Below are 21660 nucleotides of genomic sequence, written 5' to 3'. Positions count from 1 at the left end.
GCATAATATTTTATTTTTACAGTCCCTGACTCAGCAGTAGACGTTTCTTATGTAACCGTTAAAATTGTTAAACAGCTTCTAAATGTCGGTTATAACAAGATTTTTTTGAAGGATAATGAGATGAGTGCGGATAATGATGCAAATCAAATCAAATCAAATCAAATCAAATCAAATCAAATCAAATCAAATCAAATCAAATCAAATCAAATCAAATCAAATCAAATCAAATCAAATCAAATCAAATCAAAAAACGGGCTAATAAGCCCGTTTTTGGTCTATCTGATATTTTATTAAAAACCTAGGGTAATCTGTCCACGAATTTCACCACTAGGATTTTCAGCAGTATGAAAGTTTGTGTACAAACCTTCAGCTTGCATTAAATCCATTTGAGTCATATCCAAAATAGTCGCCGCTGGTACAGTGAAAACACCATCGCCTGCATCCGTCAGAGCTAAAACCACACCACCGTTTACGCCAACTTCACCTGCATGTATGTGTGCCATGGTAGGGGAAATATCAAATACATTAATAGTGCCGATTATTAGCCCTGTTGAGGTGTTTAATGTAATGGCGCCTGTTCCGCTAGCTTCAGTTGTAACAGCGGGTACTTCTTGGTCACCCGATGGAACTACACCATATACTTCAATGTTTGCAGGGATAATTTGACCTCTTAATTCACCGCCTGGGTTGGCAGGAGTGTGTACATTTACGTAATGGCCACCTGACAATAACAAATCTGCAATAGGTTGTGCTAAATTAATTTCACCAGCTGATGTCCATAGATTAACATCGGCTGTATCTTGCTCTAATACTACTAACACACCACCATTCATACCGGCAAAACCAGTATGGATATGAGCCATAGTGGCATCTGCCACACCAGTAGTGGCTACTGCTAATGTTACGCCGTTATCAGTAGTATCAAATAAAGCATAACCGCCACCCATCGCATCACTCATAACCTGTGGAATTTCTTGTAAACCACTTAGAGGGAAAGTAACCACAACAGTGGTATCAGGAACAATTTGCCCACGTACTTCGCCACCTGGATTGCTTGGAGTGTGTACATTTAAATACCATTCACCGCTTAGCAAATCGTTGAGTAAACCCGCTGTAAGTTCAGTTTGGCCTAGTACAAATGTACCGTCACCCATGTTGGTTAAGCCAAAAGCAACACCGCCGTTAGTGCCTATGTCACCATCATGTACATGGGCTGCAGTAGCACCCGCTACCATACTTGCATCTAGAGTGACTTTAAAAGCAGGTAATGACTCATCTATCTCAACTATTGCAGTTGCTGATGACATTGTGTTCACCATAGGGACTTCTTGATTTCCGCCTAGTGAGACGTTAAACGTTGATGAAGTGTTAAAATTAGGTGCTAAGTCATCCGCAGTGATTAGAGTTGGACCGTCGCCAGCCATTAATCCGTCAATGGCAATTGCGGTGTACACTTTATTAACTTCTAAGCTTAATACGCCTGTTTCTATTGCTGAGTCTTTTGTACCGGCTGCGGTTACTGTCACCACATAATCACCTGCCGCCAATTCTACATAACCTGTTTCAGTTAACATCGGTGTTGTGAAAGTGACGCCTGCAAAATTAGGTGATACCACGCTAATGTCACCATCTGCAGTAACATATATATCTACCGAGCCAGCATCAGGTGAAGCATGAAAAATTCTGACTTTTGCGGCAGTCGCAATTGGGCGGGGCACATCGACCACAAAATCTAAACCGATAGAAGCTAGTTTGCTGTTAGCAATAGCAGTGTAAAACATGCCGTTTTCAACAGTGATGGCTACATCGTCAATAGGTGCTGTGCTTTCATCGCCATCAACTGCCACGTCAATAGTGTAATCACCAGCAGCAACGGCAACATAAGCTGTCACGTCTGGGTAACTAATACCGTCAAACAAAGTTAAGGCATTATTGGCAATAACATCAACCGCGGGGGCATCTGATACTGCATGCACAACACGCACGTTTGCTTTTGAATTTACATCCCAAATTTTAAACGATGAGGTACCGTCAGCAACTAACAAAGTAACAGGAGACGTGCCTGTGCCCGTATTTTGTGTTGCAGCAACCAATAAATCAGCGTCAGCAGGTAAATTCACTGTGCCTGAGTCAAACACAACTGTTTTTGTCCCAGCCGCTGTGATTCTAATTTGATAATCACCGCCTGCTACTTCTACTTGGCCAGTACTGTCTTTAAATGATGCAGTGGCTAGTGGTTGAGCTACTTCAATGTCATCACCCGGCGCAGTTACATAGATATCTACCATAGGTGCAGCAGGCGCTGCATGAACTATTTGTACTCTGACATTTCCAGAAGTAACCGCAGATCTATCAACCGATACTACAAGTGGTTCAATGGTGCCGTCAGTAGTTGAACCAACAGCTAACACATTATAAGATTTTTCACCTTCTAATGTGAGGGATGCGGTAATTACATCAGCGGTACCGCTTGGTACATTGGCTTCAACACGGACCGCGTAAGTGCCTTCGTCAACTGTGATCCACGGTGAGGAAACTTGATAGTCAACATTCTCTAAACCTGCAAGCACGGCTGCGCCTGCAAAAATATTAACCGTTGGTGCATCGGGTACTGCATGGATAATACGTAAATCTGAAGTGGGGGTTGGGACTTCATCAATCACTACAACATCGTCATCATCATTACATGCGACTAGCGATATCGAAAATATAGAAACTGCTAAAATTTTCTTAAAATTGTTCATACTCATACCTTTAAGTAATTTATTAGTGTTTGGTTTTGTTTGACTAAATTTTTACGCAACAAAAAAAATGTTAGATCAATGTTAAATTTAAAAATATGCATTTTAAATATGCATTTTAAATATGAATGATCTTCAGGTAGCTGATTTTTAATCAGTTCTTTACGATTTTTTAAGAAATAATAAAATTTTTAGATGGTATGAAGAATTTTGATAGGAAGATCAGACATTGATGCTACGGGTCTAGTGTGTAATACAAATTTAAAGTGACTTTTTATTGCTTCACAACGAGCGAAAGAATAGAAAGTCACGATATGCGATTATTTTGAATGTCGCTCTTTTAATACTTTGATCACATCAGACAAATTCAAATCACTGGCTTGCAGCAAAACAATCAGGTGATACAACAAATCAGCAGATTCATTCTTTAACTCTTCTAAGTCTTTAACCGTAGCTGCTAATGCAGTTTCAACACCTTCTTCACCGACTTTTTGCGCGATGCGTTTAATGCCTTTGCTGTATAGATGTGCGGTGTAACTAGAATCTGGATCTGCGCCCTTACGTGAGGCAATCACATTTTCTAATTCAGCGATAAAGCTAATATCAGCCGATTGACTGTCTGCCCAACAAGTTTCAGTGCCTTTGTGGCATGTTGGACCGATTGGGTTAACCAAAGCAAGCAACGAATCATCGTCGCAGTCGCTGCTGATTTCCACTAGGTGTAAACTATTCCCAGATTCTTCACCTTTAGTCCACAAACGTTGTTTTGAACGACTAAAGAAAGTCACCAAACCTGTATCTAAGGTTTTATGCACCGCATCTTGGTTCATAAAACCCTGCATCAACACTTTGCCACTCACCGCGTTTTGCACGATACAAGGGATAAGGTTTTCCATCTTGTCCCAAGCCAGTTTTGCCACATTTTCTTTTGTAATAATCATTTTAATCTCTAATATGTTTTAGTCGGTCGTCTCGCGATACGCACTACTTAAAAGACTTAAAAGCGTTTGAACCACAGAGTTCACAGAGCGTCGGAGCGCCGACCGCTGCACTTCACAGAGGAACAGATTGTTAAGAATTACTTATCTTTTCTCTGTGTCCTCCTTTTCCTCTGTGGTTAAAAATCTTTTTATCTTCTAGTCTCTTATCGCAATATTTTGCGTTCGCAAATAGGCTTTCAATACGGGTATTGGGATGATGCCTTTATGGAATACTGATGCGGCTAATGCGCCGTCTACGTCGGCTTGTTCGAATACATCTTTGAAATGCACGCTTTCACCTGCGCCGCCTGAGGCTATTAACGGTACTGAACAGCTTTTGCGTATAGCAGACAACTGGGCAATATCGTAACCCTGTCGAACTCCATCTTGGTTCATGCAATTAAGCACTATTTCACCGGCACCACGTTGTTGTACTTCTTTGACCCAATCAGCTGTTTCCCAAGCAGTAACTTGAGTGCGAGTCTCGTCACCCGTGTATTGGTGAACTTGGTATTTACCCGTTTTTTCATTATAGAAACTGTCGATACCTACCACCACACATTGTTGGCCGAAGGTGTCGTGTAAACGGGTGATTAATTCAGGATCAGCCAAAGCAGGGGAGTTAACAGATATTTTGTCTGCGCCCATTTCTAATATTTGTCCGGCTTCTTCAATGGTTTTAATACCACCAGCGACACAAAACGGAATATCGATTACCTGTGCAATCCGAGTAACCCAGCTTTTATCCACAACGCGTTGATCACTGGATGCCGTAATGTCGTAAAACACCAATTCGTCAGCACCTTGTTCGGCATACTGCTGTGCCAAAGGCACGATGTTGCCAATAATTTCGTGATTGCGAAACTTCACGCCTTTAACGACTTTGCCATCTTTAACATCTAAGCAGGGTATAATGCGTCTAGCTAACATAAAAAACCTATTTAACCTTTGTTAACCAATTGTGGGTATCCGCTGCTTTGCCCCACTGAATATCGTTCAATGCTTGGCGTAACTTTTGGGTTGTTGGACCGTGTTCGCCGGCGCCCACGGGATGCTCTTTACCATTGTGTATCAGCGTACCGACAGACGTGAGAACAGCGGCTGTGCCCGACAATGCGGCTTCGACATTAGGTTTGGCGGCTCTTTCTAATAATTCATCAACAGTTAACTGGGTTTCAGTGACCTTCATGCCCATGTCTGCGGCTAAGGTTAAAATTGAACTGCGGGTAACACCATGTAAAAAAGTTGAATCCAATGCTTTGGTAATGATTTCATTGCCGTCAATCAACAAGAAATTAGCTGCGCCTGTTTCTTGAACGTCACCATTGGGACAGAACAATATTTGGTCGGCTTGCACATCATGCTTTGCGGCTAAAATAGGGCCCAAGGCACTGGCATAATTACCACCACTTTTTATCATGCCCATATGTGGGGCACAGCGTAAACCTGTTTCATCAAGTAACACTCTGAGCGGTTTAGCACCGCCAGCAAAGTAATCGCCCACCGGAGAAATTAGCACATATAACATCGAACTATTACTAGGTGCTGCCGCTTTGCCTATTGCGGCTTCAGTGCCTATATGTGTAGGACGAACATACATAGACCCAGGTGGCTCTGGTATATCCGCGCTATATTGTTCAACAATATCCAAAATCATCTTCGATACTTGCGCTTGATCAATATCTGGCAACGATAACAAACGGCTGCTCTGAGCAAAACGGCCAAGGTTCTGATCCATACGGAACACATGAATACTGCCATCAGAATGTTTGAAGGCTTTTAACCCTTCAAAGCAGGTACTGGAATAATGCAATACATGAGCACCAGGATGTAATTGAATACTGTCCGATGCAACGATTGTCGCTTCATTCCACTGATTGTTTTCAAACGTGGTGAATGCCATATGTGGCATAAACACTGTGCCAAAAGCCGCCATGATAATTTCCTAATTTTGTGGTTGTTTATGGATGTTGCAAAGCCTCGTTAGCTTCTGCTATTTAGCCGTATTCCAACATTCAATTGCTTGTTCTACTGTGAATTTGCCTTCCAAAAGTGCACGGCCTAAAATAACGCCGCTAACATTGGTCGGTTTAAGCACTGCGATATCGTTCAGATTACCAATACCACCAGATGCTTGCCAACCTACACTAGGAAATTGTTTTGTCATTTCAGTGTAAAGTTGATGATTCGCGCCTTGTAAAGTACCGTCACGGCTGATGTCAGTACAAAGCACATGTTTAGCACCGACAGATAAAAAGTCTTCAAGTAATGATTCGATCGACACGCCAGAGTTTTCTTGCCAGCCGTGGGTGGCGATAAATTTGTTGCCAGAGTCGTCAATGTTGATGTCTAGCGCTAGCACTATTGCGTCTGCGCCGTATTTCTTGACCCAGCCTTTGACTAGCTCGGGCTCTTTAACTGCCAATGAGCCAATGACCACGCGTTTGACGCCGATGTCTAAAAGCTGTTTCACGTCTTCTTCGCTACGAATGCCACCGCCTGCTTGAAAGTGCATACGCCCGGTAGCAACCATCTTACCAATCAGTTCGAGTTGACGTTTGTTGGTGTCTTTAGCACCGGTCAGGTCAACAATGTGTAACCACTTTGCCCCTTGGTCGGCATAACTATGAACTACATCGATTGGGTCGAGTTTATATTCGGTTTTTTGTGCGTAGTCGCCTTGGTACAAGCGCACCACCGAACCTTCAATTAAGTCTATAGCTGGGATGATCATATCTTGCTTTCTAACCTTTTCTTATGACGCTGTTTCATATCGCACTGTTTCATACCGCACTTCTTGAAATCGAAAATATTGTAATCGAAAATATTGTTAACGAGCTGCTTCTTATTACATTGCTTCTCGTTGAAGAGTCTTATAAATCGATAAAGTTTTTTAAAAGGTGTGCACCTGCGTCGCTAGAGCGCTCAGGGTGAAATTGCACACCAAAAAAGTTATCTTTGTGGATGGCGGCAGAAAAGTCCATGCCGTATTGACAACTGGCCATGGTAAATTCTGATACTGCCGCAGCAAAGCTGTGCACAAAATAAAAGTAACTACCACTATCGATGCCTTTAAATAACGGCGCATCAGCAACGGGCGTCACGGTATTCCAACCCATATGTGGTAAACGTAAATCGCCTACTTGCATGCGTTTTACTTGCCCAGGTATAAGATCTAGACAGGGGGTGTTATCAGTAAGGCTTTCTTCTGATTTTTCAACCATCAACTGCATACCTAAACAGATGCCTAAAACAGGTTGTGTTAGGCTTTGAATACAGCCTACTAACTGTTTTTTATGGATGCTGGCCATGGCTGCATTGGCACTGCCTACACCGGGCAAAAATACTTTGTCGGCTGCTTGAATGACCTGTATATCATCGCTAACTATGACTTGTGAACCTAGACGCTCAACTGCAAATTTCACCGATGAAATATTCGCGCAGCCAGTATTAACAATCACAATTTGTTGCGAAGCCATATCTACAAGGCACCTTTGGTACTAGGTAATGCTTCACCTTGTTTATGGATCGCTTGTCGTAATGCACGACCAAACACTTTAAACAAACTTTCAACCTGGTGGTGAGCATTGCCCTCTGTAGTAGAAAGGTGCAACGATAACCCCATAGACTGTGCCATAGAATAGAAAAAGTGGGGCACCATTTCGGTGGCCATATCGCCTACTTGATCTCGACTAAATTCGGCATCAAATTTTAGGTGTGGTCGGTTAGAAATATCTAAAATACATTCCGCGCGGCATTCATCCATTGGTAAGGCAAAACCAAAACGACCAATACCGCGTTTATCGCCTAAGGCTTTTTTAAGGGCTTCGCCAAGTGCCAGAGCGGTGTCTTCAACACTGTGGTGATCATCTATATGCAAATCCCCATCTACAGTAAGTGTTAGTTCAAAACCTGCGTGAGTGGCCACTTGATCTAGCATATGGTCAAAAAAACCAAGACCTGTTTGAATGGTAGATTTGGCAGTAGAGTCTAAGTCTACGGTGACATTGATGTTGGTTTCAGACGTTTTTCGTACCACATGAGCAACACGGGTCGAGGCCAGTAATTGTTTTTCAATCGTCTGCCAATTGTTAGTGTCACGATTGTACTTAATACCTACAATACCCATGTTTTCAGCTAGCTGAATATCGGTATCGCGATCGCCAATTACAAATGAACGAGTGAAATCAATTTTGCCTTGCTGCAAATAGTCTTTCACTAAACCTAGTTTGGGTTTACGACAAGAGCAGTTGTCACTTTCAAAGTGCGGGCAAATTAAAACATCGTCAAAGGTCACACCTTGACCTGCAAAAAAGTCCATCATTTTGTTGTGGGCTAAGTCAAAATCGGCTTGAGGAAAACTGTCTGTCCCCAATCCATCTTGGTTTGAAACCATCACTAAACGAAAGCCATTTTGTTGTAGCTTCAACAGCACCGGCAGTACTTGTGGTTCGAAGACTAACTTTTCTAAGCTATCAAGTTGTTTATCAACGGCTGGCTCTTCAACCAAGGTACCGTCACGATCAATAAAAAGAATTGGTTGCTGGCTCATGCTGATATTTCCTGCTGTTTAAAAAAACTTGCCATTAACGCGAGCAATTTTTCGTTTTGTTGTTGAGTGCCGAGCGTAATACGCAGGCAATTATCTAAACTGACTTGTTTAGATTGGTCACGAATGAGTACTGAGTTGGCCACCAAAAAGTCCATTAACGCCTGTTTTTGTGGGTGTCGGAACAATATAAAATTGGCTTTATCGTCACCGACTAATTCTAGTTCTGGGAATTGGCTTAACTGTTGCTTGACTGATTGCTTTTGCTGATGCAAATATTCTACCTGTTCGATCATTTTCTTGAGTCCATTGTGACTCAGTGCTTGGGAAGCAATTTGTGCTACAGGTTCTGGCACAGGGTAGGGCGCAATCACCTTCATAATGCTTTGGATAACGTCGCTGTTGGCTAAAGTAAAGCCACAGCGTAAACCTGCTAAGGCAAAGGCTTTAGACAACGTACGTAATATCACTAAATTAGGATACGCTGCCAGCTCGGTTGACCATGTATTGGCTGCATCAAATTCAATGTATGCCTCGTCCACCACGACTAAGGCAGAGTCTGCAAAGAGTTCTAATACTTGTTTAAGCTGTGCTTTGTCTATAGTGGTGCCGGTTGGGTTATTGGGTGAACAAATAAACACTAAGTTTACTTTACCCTGGCAAGCACTAATGGCAGACATGTCCAGAGAAAAATCTGCTTGTAAAGGCGCTCTCTCGATACCCACATTGCAGGTTTCAGCGCTGATAGCGTACATACCATAAGTGGGTGGGCAGATTAAAATACTGTCTTTGCCCGGGGTACAAAACGTACGAATGAGTAACTCAATGCCTTCGTCAGCACCGCGGCTCACCAATAACTGGTTAGCATGTACCCTCGCATATTTTGCATAAGGCAATAATACGCTTGTTGGTTGGCAATCTGGGTAACGGTTAAAGTGCTCAGTGTCGATATTAAAATCATTAGCAAAAGGTGATTCGTTTGCGTTTAGCCAAGTTTCGCTGTCGCTATCACCGCCAGCAAAAATACGCCTAGCGGACTCATAAGGCTGCAATGCTTTTAGGTTTTCACAGATAAGCTTGTCGATTAAATTACTCATGAGTTTTGACTTAATTGCTCAGGGTTTAATCTCAGTGCAACAGCTTGCCTATGAGCATCTAGACCCTCAGCATCAGCCAGGTCCATAATCGCATTACCGATATTTTTTAAGCCTTGATAGCTAAGTTCTTGCACTGTGTAGCGCCGCATGAAGTCGGCTAATCCCAAGCTAGAATAATTTCGAGCATAGCCATACGTAGGTAGCACATGATTGGTGCCACTGGCGTAATCCCCTGCGGATTCAGGTGACCACTGCCCCACAAATATCGAACCAGCGTTAGTCAGCTTATCTAAACTGTCGCGAGCATTTTCTATTTGTACAATTAAGTGCTCTGGTGCGTAAGCATTACTGACTTCAAAAGCTTGCTGTAAACTACCCGTTAAAATATAGCGGCTATGCTTAACTGCTTGTTCGGCAATGGCTTGTCGACTTAATGTCGCTAGCTGTAAGTTAACTTGTTGTTTAACCTCTTCAATCAAATCACTGCTGTTTGACACCAATACAGCTTGAGAGTCAGTACCATGTTCGGCTTGTGACAATAAATCCGCTGCTACAAACACCGCGTTAGCATGTTCGTCAGCTATAACTAACACTTCAGATGGACCTGCTGGCATATCAATCGCAGGGCCTGCTGGAATTCGGCTTACTTGTTGTTTAGCTTCAGTGACATAGCTATTGCCAGGGCCAAAAATTTTATCAACCTTGATAATGCTTTCAGTGCCCAGTGCTAAGGCAGCAATAGCTTGCGCACCGCCAACGAGATAAATTTCGTCAATGTCACATAAGCTCGCTGCATATAGAATTTCGGCTGCAATTTCACCATCTTTATTTGGCGGTGTGCATAAAACTTTTCTCGCACAACCTGCGACTTGCGCTGTTGCGCCCAGCATTAAGACCGTTGAGGGCAGTGGAGCCGTTCCTCCGGGAATATATAGCCCAACCGATGCCAAAGGGGCATGTTTAAGTTCACACACTACGCCGGGTGTCGTTTCAACTACAACATCTTCTGGGTACTGAGCCTGATGAAAAGCTTTGATATTGGCATATGCTTGATCAATAGCCCATTTAACCTCGGGTTTGATTTGACCTGCGAAACTGCTGAGTGAACTGTCCTCAAAACGTAAACTCTTTAATTTTACACCGTCAAAACGCTCAGTAAAAGCAAGCAGGGCTTTATCACCTTGCTGGTTAACTTGCTCAATAATGTCAGCAACCGTATCGCTCAAAGCTTGGCTATCGACAAGCGCCGGTCTGCTAAGTAATTTAGTTTGTTCAGTTGGGTTAAGTTGTGCCCATATTTGCATGACTATTTAGCCTCTTAACTAATATTTATTTTACCTAAGACATCATCTTTTCAATTGGCATAACCAAAATCGAACTACAACCCAATGCTTTAAGCTTTTCCATGGTTTCCCAAAACAGTGTTTCAGGGCTCACTACATGTATAGCGACTGTTTCATCGCTTCCAGCAAGTGGCAAGACGGTAGGGGTTTCAGAACCAGGTAATAAACTTTTAACTTGTTCTAAATAAGCCTTGGGCGCATGTAACATAATGTACTTACTTTCTTTAGCCTGAGTTATACCATCCATTCGTGGCAGCATTTTGTTGATGAGCGCTTGTTTAGCTACGGGCATTTCGCCACCGCGCTGAATAAATACTGCTTTAGATCTAAATATTTCATCGGCTTCTTGAAGACCGTTGGCTTCAAGCGTAGCGCCAGTAGACACCAAGTCACAAATTGCATCTGCCAAACCAGCGCGAGGCGCTACTTCTACCGATCCCGTTAACATGACTGTACTGGCGTTAATGTTCTTTTCTTTGAAAAAACGCTCTAGTAAAAAGGGGTACGTAGTAGCTAATTTTTTTACCTTGTAATGACTGTAAGCCTTGATAATCCATTTCATTAGGCACCGCAATAGATAAGCGGCAACCGCCGTAATCTAGACGTCTAAGCTCGACATACTCAGCCTTTTTGCCTGCCGCTTTGCGCTCAAGCATCTTTTCTTCTAACTCATTTTGGCCAATAAAACCTAAATCAACTACACCGTCCATCACTAAACCTGGGATGTCGTCGTCACGTACCAATAACAAATCAATAGGTTGGTTAGTAGAATGAGCGATCAACAACCGGTCGCGAATTTGCAATTTAATGCCAATGGCTTTTAATAAAGAGATGCTGTCGTCACTTAATCGTCCTGATTTTTGTACAGCAATACGTAGTCTATTGTTATCAATCATGTTTATTCCAATCCTATTTAAAAATTTGTAACTTAACTTGCCGTTTATAAGTGGCTCTTTTGGTCTATAAGAACGACCCAAAAGAAAAACCCCCGAAAGATGCCTTCCGGGGGTTTAGAGTGTGTCTGCGCCGCTAGAAGGATTCAATAGACCTCCCAGCAAATACCTGAAAGGCTAAGCTATATGATGATGGATGATTGCTTTCAAGGTGATGTTATTCATAAATTTTGTTTCTATTAATCAATGCGCTTTATTGTTGCATACATTATGCAATCGACCTGATTAATGCAAGAATATTTCAGGGGAAAGTGGCTGCTTTCTTACAATTAAATCAACTAAGTTAGTTTGCAATTACAATGTTGGGTGTTTTGTGAACAAAACTGTTAAAATAGTTGTCGAAATAACTATGTTTAGCTTTTTACTAAACAAGGAGTAATTATGACGACTGATCTTCTATTCTCAATACTGCCTCGTGAGGGCAAAGTGCCTATTGCCCATGATAGTCAAAAAGTAGTAAAAATCGATAGGCAAGAAGAGTTACACTCTTTAAGTGATGAAGAAAAGGAACTGAAAGGGGAGGAGAGGGAGGCTAGGAAAAAACAACAACAGCAAAATAAAAAAGATAAAAGTCCCGAGCCAGAACCTGACCAAGTTAAACAACAAGGGGATGATCCCGAACAGAAAAAACCTGAAGGGCCAAAACATTTGGATATCTATGTCTAAGCCTAAGCCTTAAATTACATGACTTTTCATTAGCGATGTATCTGGGCTAGCGATGTCTATCTCGCTCCTATATTTATTTTTTGGCTAAACGCCTAATGAAGATCTTTGTGATGTGGGAATATATACCTAGTCCCCAAGGGGTTAACAGCCAAAATCCTAGCGATAATTAAAGTCCTCCATTTTTGCTAAGCTCTAGCCGCTCACTAGGTATTTTAATACTGATATCTCTGGCCACAACAATAAAAAATCAATCTGACTTGTATTTATGCAGAACCTTCTTAGGAATATGACAATAATCATTTGGAAAGCGGGTCAGTCTTTCTTGATGTTCCTCATCACTTTTTACGTAGTTGCGAAGCGGTAAAATTTCTACGACAACCTTTTCAGTGTCGTCGCGACTTGCAATATACTGAGTGGTAATTCTTAGATGGCTATCCTGTTTGCTGTATACGCCGGTGCGATATTTTTCCCCCACATCCTGGCCCTGTTGGTTGATGCTGTAGGGGTCAATGATTTCAAAAAAGTAGCCTATAAGTTCAACCGCCTTGACTGCGCTTGGACCGAAGGTTACTTTTACACATTCTGCATAACCATCATAACTGCCTTCGGTTGTCGTGTTTAAGCCATTGGCCCGGCCAGCTTCTGTTGCCGCTACCCCGGGCAGGTGCTTCATGTATTCTTGGACCCCCCAAAGGCAACCACCGGCAAAATAAATGATTTCTAGGTTGGAGTGTGTCTTTTTATTTTGTTGTTTTGTTTGCATGTTTAAGTGTGTCAAAAATGGTTTTAGGACGAAGGGCTGTTCTATCAATGGTTGGCAAGCGCCAATCTATAATGCATACCTACAACGGTGAGAGTTAATACGTTGTGACTTTGTTTATATTTTTAGCTTTAAAAAGTAGAGATCATATTTTACAACCTAAAATTAGCTGTAATTAATAACGATTGATTATGATGTGAAATAAGTTATACGTTAATATACAATGACGAAAATTACATATCAACCATCCAAAGTTTTATCTTACGATAAATGCGTTTGGTTGTTCCAGCCTTTTAAAACCGCCTCCAAGGCGCAGTCAAAGGAATTACTCCTCAGTTAGCTAGAATCGGTGTTGAGTGCAAAATAACCGCACTTTTTTTACTGATAGCTCAAATTACCCATATGAGAACATTAAAATGAACCGAGTTATACACACTACTTTGCTTGCTTTGGTATGCAGCATAGTGACTTTTTCAGCAGTATCTAGCGATGCTAATGAAGCAAGTAATGATATTGAAAATATTACAGTTGAAGGATTTACGACAGCCAATAAAGAACCTGTGGGAACCTTTGTTTCGTTAGTTTCAAACTTAGAATATGACCCGCGCGTTGATTTACAGTCGCGAAATATGGCTGAGGCTCAAGCTGATGTGACGATCCGTGGAGGCATTTTTGAAAATACAGGGTTTAGGGTAGGCAGCGCAACGTTACTCGATCCGCAGACCGGGCATTACTTTTCTGAGATCCCTATTGCTCCGGAAATGTTGAGTCAAGCGTATATACTAACGGGAGCAGATAATGCCCTTTACGGTGTAAATAGCTCTGTGGGGACTGTTTCCTTCGACTGGAAACCGATTAAAACGGCTGGTAGCGTTTCGATTGGCGCAGGCAATAACCACTTTAATCTTCACAGAATTCACAGTGGTATCAGTATGCCACTAGATGATGCTAAGGATTGGAGCATCGGTTTTGAAGGTGAATACTCCTTCTCTGAAAGTGACGGCACTATCGACAATGGTGATCACGATTTCAAACGCACCTCTGCCCGCGTTCAACTTGTGGGTCCATCATCGCAGACTGATCTGTTTTTTGGCTCTCAAGATAAGTTTTTTGGCTGGCCCAATATGTATACCCCTTTTAATGTAAATGAGACGGAAGACCTTAGAACGCAACTATTGATGCTAAATCATAAACAGAACTATGCGACAGATAGCACATTTGAAATTTCCGCTTACACCCGCCGTCACAACGACGAATATGTGTTTTCTCGTGAAAACCCGCAGATATTTCAGGCCTTTCACGAAACCGAGGTTAAGTCGGTAGCGTTTTCTGGGCGCCATGGGCAAACAGAATCGTTTGCACTAAATTATTCGGCTCAGTTTATCGAAGACTCTATCGAGTCCACTACGCTTGAAAATAACTTTACGTCTCGACGTTACTATAAGGCGAGTGTGTTACCTGAATACCAAATGAGTTTAAAAAATGATGAGCAGTTAACGTTCCGCTTAGGGGCTGCTTTTGACGATACTAATCGAGATGATTCCGACGTTTCATTGATTGGTGACATAACTTGGAACACGTTCAGCAGTGATGACACCTCTCAGACTCTCTATCTCTCCTATGCAGAAGCGAGCCAAGTAGCAGGTTATACCGCTATTGGTGGCAGTAACACCAGTGGGCTGTTCAGAAGTAATGATAGTCTTGAGCGAGAAAAGACTAAAAATCTGGAACTAGGCTCGGCATTTGACGGATTAAATTGGAGTTTTGATTCTGCTATTTTTTATCGTAAGGATAATGACTTAACCGACTGGACCTATAACTTAAATTCGACATCGGCTCGTTCTGCAAATTCGGTGGATATCGAAACCTTGGGTTTGGAGTTACTTGCAACCAAGCGTCTAGCAAATGCAGAAATCATCACTAGCTACACCTTTCTCGATAAATCTGAAGACTATGGCGCCGTGGATATCGACGCCAGCTTTTACGCATTAAATTACCCAGGCCATCGTCTAACGCTAGGTGTCATCTGGAACCCTACCGATATTATTGAGATCCGTGTCGATAATGAGTGGCGTAAACAGCAAAAAAATATTTTACGCAACAGTGACAACGATGCGCTTTTCACCCACCTGACGTTAAAGGTTTCTCCTGCGTCTTTTCAAGGTCTAGATATCATTTTTGCTGCAGACAATCTTTGGGATGAATCCTTTGAAGAAATCCCCGGTACCCCCGGACGTGGAGAGCAGTTCACGATTACTGTTACTTACAACTGGTAATACTGCCATTTTCTTCAAATTAAGGTGCCCACTGCGTTGTTTAGTCATTCTCAATTTATTTTGCGAGTGTCTAACTGCCCCCGAGCAATACACACAAATTGAAATCAATTATTAGAGGTTTGTTTTAATGGTTTATTTAGTGATCACTACGCTGATCTGGGCTTTTTCATTTGGACTTATTGGTACGACGCTCAAAGGTCTCGACCCTCTTCAGATTGCCGATACTCGCCTGCTGCTTGCGCTGTTGGTTTTTCTTCCATTTCTGAAACTGCGTCAAACCAGCTGGCAGGAAAAATGGCAGCTCACGCTTATTGGTGCTGTTCAGTTCGGCGTTATGTATACCTGCTATATTTCAGCCTTTAGTTTTTTGCCTTCACATCTGGTCGCGTTATTTAGTGTGCTTACGCCACTTTATATCGTTATTATCAACGACCTTCGACAACGCTGTTTTAGCCCTTGGTATTTGTTGGCCACAATACTCTCTGTTATTGGTGCTGCGGTTATAAAAATGGGCGATATAGAATCAAGCGAGATTTGGGTAGGGTTTGGCCTTATGCAAATAGCCAATATGGCTTTTGCTTTTGGGCAAGTTTATTATCGTGATTGGAAACTCGCACGGCCGCACATTACTGATGCCTCAGTGTTTGGATTTTTATACCTAGGGGCCAGCATTTTTACCATCCTTGCTTCGCTACTCATTTCTCAGCAGCCACCGATTCCTATTAGTGCAACACCGACCCAGTGGCTCGTCTTGGTTTATCTTGGTGTGGTTGCTTCGGGGCTTGGCTTTTTCTTCTGGAACAAAGGCGCAACCCAAATCAGTGTCGGTGTACTTGCAGCATTTAACAATGCTGTAGTGCCATTGGCGATGTTTGCCTCCTTATTTGTTTTTGGAGAAGCAAACGGAGGCACTACTCAAGAACTGGTGCGGCTGAGCATCGGTTCGTTGTTGATTGTAATGGCCTTGTGGATAGCAAAGCGAAGAGCAACTTGAATGGGGCAGGTTGAATTTAATGTGACAGTGCAACGTTACTAGGACACAACTAGCCATTCATTCCAAAATTGCAAAGTGTGTCTGCTCATCAAAGAAGTATAGTCAAAGTATGCTGGGGGCCGCTTTAGATACAGTATATAAACTAACTTGGATTTATGCTCTCAACTACCTTCTCTTTAAAGCTTAAGTCTGAATAGAACTGAGTCACCAAGTTTGTTGGTTTTATCCCAGTGCGCTGCATTAAGGGTACTGCTTTTTCAGTTGCGGTAACATAAGCATTAGTATGGCTGTGACGCGCTAATAAAGGTCTAATAACATCTTTAAACATGACATCAGCTACCAAGCTTGCATAGCCTTTTTTGCGATGCTCAGGTATAGTCACAAAATGTACTACACCTAAATCTTGATATAACTCTGCTTCATATACCTTCATTTATCTGTACGAAATTCATAATTTTCAAGCAAACTATAGGCAACTAACTCCTCATTAACATACAGCTTGATCATTTCAGCCTGTGTTTCATGGCGTAATTGACCGTGCTCCATTAAGCATTGGAATAGATACCACATTTTCATATTAACCTGTCCTAAAGCAAGCAACTCTGCAGCACAGGTATTAGCATTACAATATTCAAAACGTTGCATTAGCGGCCTATTAGGTAAAAATAAGTAAAAAGTAAAAGTCTAATATTCCCCTAAACGTTAGTTTTGTTTTTATCAACAATTGACAGAGTCATTAACATGAGGGGCTGGTTAATGGGTAGAGTTGTTGTAACCAGAATAGGAGTGATATAGAGGGGGGGGAGAAATCAGAGCTAATTTAACTCTGATTCTTAAGCGCTGAAGAGTAAGAGGTTACTCTGAGCGTTCAGTAATTTCTAGTAAGTGATAACCAAATTGTGTTTTTATCGGACCATGAACAACATTTAATGCATCGTTAAAAACAACTTGATCAAATTCAGGCACCATCTGTCCTTGACTGAAATTGCCTAAAGCTCCGCCTTGAGCACCAGAAGGGCATGACGAATGTTTAGCAACATCTTCGAATTTTGCACCATTTAGTATTTCTTGTTTCAAATCTGAACATTGCTCTTCAGTATCAACCAAAATATGACGTGCACTAGCTGTAGGCATAGGGTGTTTTCCTGTTAATAAAATTAAAAATATAAATCGGTAAGTAAAACCAACTATTCAATATTTTACGTGAATAGAGCAATATTCTCAATAGCGTGGAGAGCCATTGCGGTCCCTAGTTTGAAAGTGTTAGATGTTACCTAGAAGTCTATTTTATATCTTAGTAAATTATCTCACTTTATTGTATTTGATGTTTAGGCCTCATCTGCGTTCGGAGTCGCTGACTCATTTCTACGTTTTTTTGCACTACCTCTATCTGCTTTTTCACTTCTCTTTTTCTTCTTGCGCTCATTTTTTTCAGTTACGATCTTGATTGCCTCTTCTTGCGATAGAGTAGGGTGTTTGGCAAGTAACTCTTCGACTTTTCCGTTGATTTTGGTCATTGTGGTACCTTATTTTTTGTAAATTCAGATGTTACAGGTATTTATCTGCTACTGAAATAGAGAGGCATAAAACACACATAAAAACATGATGCATTTGATTACATCATAATGTCCAATAGTATTAACAAGTCAATATGACTGCTCTGTTAACGCCTTTTAAGATTAAATGAATAACTAATAATGCCTCTGAGACAACGGAAGGCTTGGAGCAATCAACGGACAGACAGAACTTTCAAAATATAGTTCACTGTCGGTTTCTTTGCACCATATTGACTCATGAATATTTTGTTAATATTGATGACTTATCACTGATTGAGTTAATCGGTATCACTTGTTTATCTATTATCTCGTTCCAGTGAGCGAGAAGTGGATCTTCGATTAAATAGCTGTGAAGGTCATAAAAAAACATAGATAGATTAATCAATTCATCGTGTAGTCGACCTAAAGATACTCTCGGTTGAGGTATGTGTTAGCGTTGAATTATTCGTTTAGCAAATGGTTTAAGTCATTTATAAAAGCAATCGGCTTTAGCCTAATTAAATCAAAGTCACTTTTTCAAGAGTGACCTGGTCAAGCTAATACGCTCCCCCCAGTTGAGCTATTTTTGTAATTCATTATTTTGTTGTTAAAGTTATTAGGGCTTTGTTAGTCCAAGTACGAATGAAGTCTATGGCTGTTGTACCACATGGCCATGTTGTTCAAGATATATTGTTGGTCCCTAAATCGTGTGGCGTAATTGCGCTAATGCACCCGCTCTTGTTTTAGACTTCCAAAAAAACTTTCTGCTGCAGCATTATCCCAGCAACATCCTTTTTTACTCATGCTGCCTACAAAACTATGTGATCTAATGGCCACCGTAAATGATGCAGCATTGCAAATAAAATTTATGCTCTTATCTCGGGTGGGACCAGCCTTCCAGAAATATGTTTAACAAGCGATCGGTAACCAACCACTGAGATTCTGGTATATAAGTGTCTTGGCTTTTCAGCTTCATCAACTGGAGAGTGCAAATAGATGAAATCGATAGCGTCAATTTAGGTAACTTTTTTGATAATTAAGCAGAAGTCAGTTGACGGCATGGTAGCCAAATGCCCATCGTAATGGTTGGGACACGGTGAAGTCGCATGGGCGCGCCACCTGAAAATTTAGAACAAAGGAGGAGCTTTGTCAGACCTGAACACACGAATGCCGTCCGGTAGCGACGTAACTCAGCCTACCAATAAGCAGGCAGTCTTTAGCACACATTTACTCGAACTTATTCTTCAATCCTCCAACAGTAGTGGCGGCATGGAAACAAGTTCTAGACAACAAAGGGGCCGCTGGCATTGATGGTATAACCATTGATGACTTCTCAGCTTGGTTAAAACTCGAAACATGAAACGTATTATGTCTGAGCTGCGTTCAGCGCTATACCAACCTTCACCGGTTAGACACATTGAAATCAATTAACCCGATGGCGGTAAACGTCAACTAGGTATTTCAATAGTTGTCGACCGCGTGATCCAACAGGCCATTGTTCAAGTGCTTACGCTCATACTTGCCTCAACCTTCTTAGACAACAGTTTTGCGTTTAGGCTACGTAGAAATGAATAACAAGCGGTGAAACAGGTAAAAAACACCATTTAAACGGGGGCCGTTTAAATGGTGTCGATCTGTCCAAGTTCTTTAACCGTGCAGATCACGACTTACTCATGACGCACCCTGGCTATAAGTGAGGGATAAACGTCTGCTTAAGTTAATCAAACATTACTTACGAGCTGGGATTATCAATAACCAGCTTTATGTAGAGAGTCGAGAAGGTGTAACACAAGGCGGGCCGTTGTCTCCCTCGCTGGCCAACATCATGCTCGACCCTTTGGATAATGAGCCTGAAAAAACGATGCCATCAGTTTGCCCGATAAGCGGGCGACTTTACCATTTTGGTGAAGTCGCTACGTGCGGGTAAACGTGTGCTGAGTAGAATTAGTAGGTTCCTGTGTTATCGTCTGAAACTGGCCGCTAACACGACCAAAGACTAGTGAAAGCAAATTCCTTGAATTCAGCTTCGAGAGAGGTCGCATTCAATGGTATCCGAAGACCTTGCTGAAGTTTAAGCAACAAGTCCGGAGATTAATGAATCGTAACTAGGGCGTGTCGATGCATTATTAACTTTTTAAAATCAGTCAGTATTTACGTGGTTAGTTGAACTACTTCGGGATATCCGATTGTTATCAAATCCACGTTGATTAGGATCATTGGATCAAACTTCGAGTGAAAATGACATATTGGCGGCAGAGGCGAAAACCACATACCAAAGTCAGAAGTTTAATGAAATTGGGACGGTCCGACGCTCTGGTGCATATACAAGCTGCGGTTGCGTGTGGCATAACCAGTAAATAGCCATGGAGTAGTGTTAAAACTCCGGGGACCAATAGGCATTATCGCTTGATGACTTAAAATCCAAAGGGCTTTATTCACTGTGTGATGGATGGATTGCGCTTTACTATTCTAAATGAAACTCCATGTGCGGAGCATCCCGGGCCAACGTTTCGGTGCAGAGTGTTGTGGGGGCTGGTGGTTAGATGCCTCCGGCTACCCGATTAGCTTTAGTCTGATTTAGGTATTGAATATGTTCCAACAACATGTGCAACAGCTTTTGCATCACCTTCAGAATATAAAGAAACCTCACCAACAATTAGTGATTTCCCTATTTTTAGTAAAGTACATTTACCAATAATATCTTTTGTTGATGAAGGCTTCCTCATGAAATTAATCGTCAGACTGGTTGTTACGGCAAGTGAAACTATTCCTATTTCACCTAGTATAGCCACATATAAAGCACAATCAGCTACAGTCATTAAAACTGGTCCAGATACTGTGCCACCTGGTCTTAATTCGTCAAACCCGATTCTGTGTCTCACCGTAGCGGATTGCTCTCCAACAGCTTCAACAATACACTTAGACTGAGGGAAATCAGCCATCATGAACTTTTCAATTTCTTCCTTACTTGCCAAGGTAGTTCTCCAAAAAAGCTAACAGTTTATTAGGCGGAAGTCGGGTTAGATACAAACACTACTCTTATACTTACCTCGACAATACAGTTGATTTTTATAGCATTTCATAAACTTATCCTTTTGAAAAGTCTAATCTAGATTTGTTATTTTAAGATCAAACCAAGCCTTGTATTTATCCAAACTTTTAGGTCTGGATAAATACAGCAGGTGAAAATAAATTTTTTTAAAACAAATAGATACATTTCACTTCTGTAAAAGTTAAGCATTTTTTAACTATAACTGTGTAAATATATATATTTTTTAAGTTCGAATGTCTGGATTTGGCAAATTTTTGCTGAATAGGTGAAAGTAATGTTACGCATCATCTCCTGCACGGCGTCCGCCTGATTTTTTCTTACAGAATCCCTTCTGAATAACTTACTTTTTGTCTATAACCACCAATTATTTATGCAGAAACCCAATGCAACTAATTGGGAAAATTAACAAGGTAAGGGTTAAGGTGTACTGTGCAGAATTACATATATAATGCCAATCTTAGGTGGCTCCGCCACTGCTTTTCCGCATGTAAAGTTTCAGCCTTTTTGTGCTGTTAAAACTTTAGTAGTGAACGGCATCTTTGGGTTATTGATTTTTGTTGTTGACCATATTTACGGGATAAATATGGAACAGCTTTAGCTGGCCTGAAAGGTAAAGTGCAGGACGCACTTTATAAAAAACTAACTGGCTTTAAGGGATTCAAGTCAAAACCATCACGCGGTCGCCGCGGGCGATGATGGCGCGAAGCGTGCCCT

General features: G+C 41.6%; 20 protein-coding genes, 2 pseudogenes and 1 other annotated feature. Of the genes and pseudogenes, 5 read left to right on the top strand and 17 right to left on the bottom strand.

The window, feature by feature from the left end:
* Positions 1–290: 290 nt before the first annotated feature.
* The 10 genes and pseudogenes from C427_RS16515 to hisG form a co-directional block, all read right to left on the bottom strand.
* Positions 291–2744 (bottom strand): CHRD domain-containing protein, encoded by a 2454-nt coding sequence (locus C427_RS16515; RefSeq protein WP_007637997.1) that lies wholly within the window; start codon positions 2742–2744, stop codon positions 291–293.
* A 317-nt stretch (positions 2745–3061) separates the two neighbouring features.
* Positions 3062–3682, bottom strand: coding sequence for a bifunctional phosphoribosyl-AMP cyclohydrolase/phosphoribosyl-ATP diphosphatase HisIE (gene hisIE / locus C427_RS16510; protein ID WP_007637996.1), 621 nt, complete (start codon positions 3680–3682; stop codon positions 3062–3064).
* A gap of 195 nt (positions 3683–3877) precedes the next feature.
* Entirely contained in the window at positions 3878–4651 is a 774-nt protein-coding gene (gene hisF, locus C427_RS16505) for an imidazole glycerol phosphate synthase subunit HisF (protein ID WP_007637995.1), read from the bottom strand.
* A gap of 7 nt (positions 4652–4658) precedes the next feature.
* Complete coding sequence (locus tag C427_RS16500) at positions 4659–5657, bottom strand: branched-chain amino acid aminotransferase (protein ID WP_007637994.1); 999 nt, start codon at positions 5655–5657, stop codon at positions 4659–4661.
* Between the two features lie 57 nt (positions 5658–5714).
* Entirely contained in the window at positions 5715–6455 is a 741-nt protein-coding gene (gene hisA, locus C427_RS16495; protein WP_007637993.1) for a 1-(5-phosphoribosyl)-5-[(5-phosphoribosylamino)methylideneamino]imidazole-4-carboxamide isomerase, read from the bottom strand.
* Positions 6456–6594: 139 nt separating this feature from the next.
* A complete protein-coding gene (gene hisH, locus C427_RS16490) occupies positions 6595–7200 on the bottom strand; it encodes an imidazole glycerol phosphate synthase subunit HisH (protein ID WP_007637992.1) in 606 nt (201 codons plus the stop codon).
* A 2-nt stretch (positions 7201–7202) separates the two neighbouring features.
* A complete protein-coding gene (gene hisB, locus C427_RS16485; protein WP_007637991.1) occupies positions 7203–8273 on the bottom strand; it encodes a bifunctional histidinol-phosphatase/imidazoleglycerol-phosphate dehydratase HisB in 1071 nt (356 codons plus the stop codon).
* Positions 8270–9367, bottom strand: a complete 1098-nt coding sequence (gene hisC, locus C427_RS16480) for a histidinol-phosphate transaminase (RefSeq protein ID WP_007637990.1) — start codon at positions 9365–9367, stop codon at positions 8270–8272. The genes hisB and hisC overlap by 4 nt, the downstream gene beginning before the upstream one ends.
* Positions 9364–10671, bottom strand: coding sequence for a histidinol dehydrogenase (gene hisD, locus C427_RS16475; protein WP_007637989.1), 1308 nt, complete (start codon positions 10669–10671; stop codon positions 9364–9366). Before hisD ends, hisC begins: the two co-directional genes overlap by 4 nt.
* A 34-nt stretch (positions 10672–10705) precedes the next feature.
* Positions 10706–11606: pseudogene (gene hisG / locus C427_RS16470) on the bottom strand (ATP phosphoribosyltransferase).
* 83 nt (positions 11607–11689) lie between these two features.
* Positions 11690–11803 (bottom strand) — a sequence feature (His leader region).
* Between the two features lie 241 nt (positions 11804–12044).
* Between hisG and C427_RS16465 the strand changes: the two are divergent.
* Positions 12045–12329: a hypothetical protein gene (locus tag C427_RS16465; protein WP_007637985.1), complete on the top strand. Its 285-nt coding sequence runs from the start codon at positions 12045–12047 to the stop codon at positions 12327–12329.
* Between the two features lie 247 nt (positions 12330–12576).
* Here the strand turns inward: C427_RS16465 and C427_RS16460 are convergent, their stop codons facing one another.
* Complete coding sequence (locus C427_RS16460; RefSeq protein ID WP_007637984.1) at positions 12577–13092, bottom strand: peptide-methionine (S)-S-oxide reductase; 516 nt, start codon at positions 13090–13092, stop codon at positions 12577–12579.
* A gap of 413 nt (positions 13093–13505) precedes the next feature.
* On the opposite strand from C427_RS16460, the gene C427_RS16455 reads away from it, so the two are divergent.
* Entirely contained in the window at positions 13506–15365 is a 1860-nt protein-coding gene (locus C427_RS16455) for a TonB-dependent receptor plug domain-containing protein (RefSeq protein ID WP_007637983.1), read from the top strand.
* Between the two features lie 127 nt (positions 15366–15492).
* Positions 15493–16359: an EamA family transporter gene (locus C427_RS16450; protein ID WP_007637982.1), complete on the top strand. Its 867-nt coding sequence runs from the start codon at positions 15493–15495 to the stop codon at positions 16357–16359.
* Between the two features lie 142 nt (positions 16360–16501).
* On the opposite strand, the gene C427_RS27690 is transcribed toward C427_RS16450, so the two are convergent.
* The 5 genes and pseudogenes from C427_RS27690 to C427_RS26000 all read right to left on the bottom strand — a co-directional run.
* Positions 16502–16792, bottom strand: a complete 291-nt coding sequence (locus C427_RS27690; protein ID WP_015431084.1) for a hypothetical protein — start codon at positions 16790–16792, stop codon at positions 16502–16504.
* Complete coding sequence (locus C427_RS27685; RefSeq protein ID WP_015431083.1) at positions 16789–17004, bottom strand: hypothetical protein; 216 nt, start codon at positions 17002–17004, stop codon at positions 16789–16791. The genes C427_RS27690 and C427_RS27685 overlap by 4 nt, the downstream gene beginning before the upstream one ends.
* Before the next feature lie 210 nt (positions 17005–17214).
* Positions 17215–17493, bottom strand: a complete 279-nt coding sequence (locus C427_RS16440; protein ID WP_007637981.1) for a peptidylprolyl isomerase — start codon at positions 17491–17493, stop codon at positions 17215–17217.
* A gap of 194 nt (positions 17494–17687) precedes the next feature.
* Positions 17688–17876 (bottom strand): hypothetical protein, encoded by a 189-nt coding sequence (locus C427_RS16435; RefSeq protein ID WP_007637980.1) that lies wholly within the window; start codon positions 17874–17876, stop codon positions 17688–17690.
* A 645-nt stretch (positions 17877–18521) separates the two neighbouring features.
* Positions 18522–18716 (bottom strand): annotated as a pseudogene (locus C427_RS26000) (integrase core domain-containing protein); the annotation flags it as partial.
* Positions 18717–19040: 324 nt separating this feature from the next.
* On the opposite strand from C427_RS26000, the gene C427_RS27680 reads away from it, so the two are divergent.
* Together C427_RS27680 and C427_RS27675 are read left to right on the top strand one after the other, a co-directional pair.
* Positions 19041–19205, top strand: coding sequence for a hypothetical protein (locus C427_RS27680; protein WP_153810650.1), 165 nt, complete (start codon positions 19041–19043; stop codon positions 19203–19205).
* A 382-nt stretch (positions 19206–19587) separates the two neighbouring features.
* A complete protein-coding gene (locus tag C427_RS27675; RefSeq protein ID WP_081589009.1) occupies positions 19588–19821 on the top strand; it encodes a hypothetical protein in 234 nt (77 codons plus the stop codon).
* Positions 19822–20461: 640 nt separating this feature from the next.
* Here the strand turns inward: C427_RS27675 and C427_RS16430 are convergent.
* Positions 20462–20869: a PaaI family thioesterase gene (locus C427_RS16430; protein ID WP_007637972.1), complete on the bottom strand. Its 408-nt coding sequence runs from the start codon at positions 20867–20869 to the stop codon at positions 20462–20464.
* Between the last annotated feature and the right edge of the window lie 791 nt (positions 20870–21660).

Source organism: Paraglaciecola psychrophila 170 (genome assembly GCF_000347635.1).
In the GTDB taxonomy this organism is placed as follows: domain Bacteria; phylum Pseudomonadota; class Gammaproteobacteria; order Enterobacterales; family Alteromonadaceae; genus Paraglaciecola; species Paraglaciecola psychrophila.
The sequence above is the reverse complement of the archived record's forward strand: the minus strand, read 5'-3'. Positions and strand labels throughout refer to the sequence as shown.

Bases quoted from the DNA above. Each gene is read 5' to 3' on its own strand.
- C427_RS16515 (WP_007637997.1), bottom strand. From the start codon at position 2,744: ATGAACAATTTTAAGAAAATTTTAGCAGTTTCTATATTTTCGATATCG.
- hisIE (WP_007637996.1), bottom strand. From the start codon at position 3,682: ATGATTATTACAAAAGAAAATGTGGCAAAACTGGCTTGGGACAAGATG.
- hisF (WP_007637995.1), bottom strand. From the start codon at position 4,651: ATGTTAGCTAGACGCATTATACCCTGCTTAGATGTTAAAGATGGCAAA.
- C427_RS16500 (WP_007637994.1), bottom strand. From the start codon at position 5,657: ATGGCGGCTTTTGGCACAGTGTTTATGCCACATATGGCATTCACCACG.
- hisA (WP_007637993.1), bottom strand. From the start codon at position 6,455: ATGATCATCCCAGCTATAGACTTAATTGAAGGTTCGGTGGTGCGCTTG.
- hisH (WP_007637992.1), bottom strand. From the start codon at position 7,200: ATGGCTTCGCAACAAATTGTGATTGTTAATACTGGCTGCGCGAATATT.
- hisB (WP_007637991.1), bottom strand. From the start codon at position 8,273: ATGAGCCAGCAACCAATTCTTTTTATTGATCGTGACGGTACCTTGGTT.
- hisC (WP_007637990.1), bottom strand. From the start codon at position 9,367: ATGAGTAATTTAATCGACAAGCTTATCTGTGAAAACCTAAAAGCATTG.
- hisD (WP_007637989.1), bottom strand. From the start codon at position 10,671: ATGCAAATATGGGCACAACTTAACCCAACTGAACAAACTAAATTACTT.
- C427_RS16465 (WP_007637985.1), top strand. From the start codon at position 12,045: ATGACGACTGATCTTCTATTCTCAATACTGCCTCGTGAGGGCAAAGTG.
- C427_RS16460 (WP_007637984.1), bottom strand. From the start codon at position 13,092: ATGCAAACAAAACAACAAAATAAAAAGACACACTCCAACCTAGAAATC.
- C427_RS16455 (WP_007637983.1), top strand. From the start codon at position 13,506: ATGAACCGAGTTATACACACTACTTTGCTTGCTTTGGTATGCAGCATA.
- C427_RS16450 (WP_007637982.1), top strand. From the start codon at position 15,493: ATGGTTTATTTAGTGATCACTACGCTGATCTGGGCTTTTTCATTTGGA.
- C427_RS27690 (WP_015431084.1), bottom strand. From the start codon at position 16,792: ATGAAGGTATATGAAGCAGAGTTATATCAAGATTTAGGTGTAGTACAT.
- C427_RS27685 (WP_015431083.1), bottom strand. From the start codon at position 17,004: ATGCAACGTTTTGAATATTGTAATGCTAATACCTGTGCTGCAGAGTTG.
- C427_RS16440 (WP_007637981.1), bottom strand. From the start codon at position 17,493: ATGCCTACAGCTAGTGCACGTCATATTTTGGTTGATACTGAAGAGCAA.
- C427_RS16435 (WP_007637980.1), bottom strand. From the start codon at position 17,876: ATGACCAAAATCAACGGAAAAGTCGAAGAGTTACTTGCCAAACACCCT.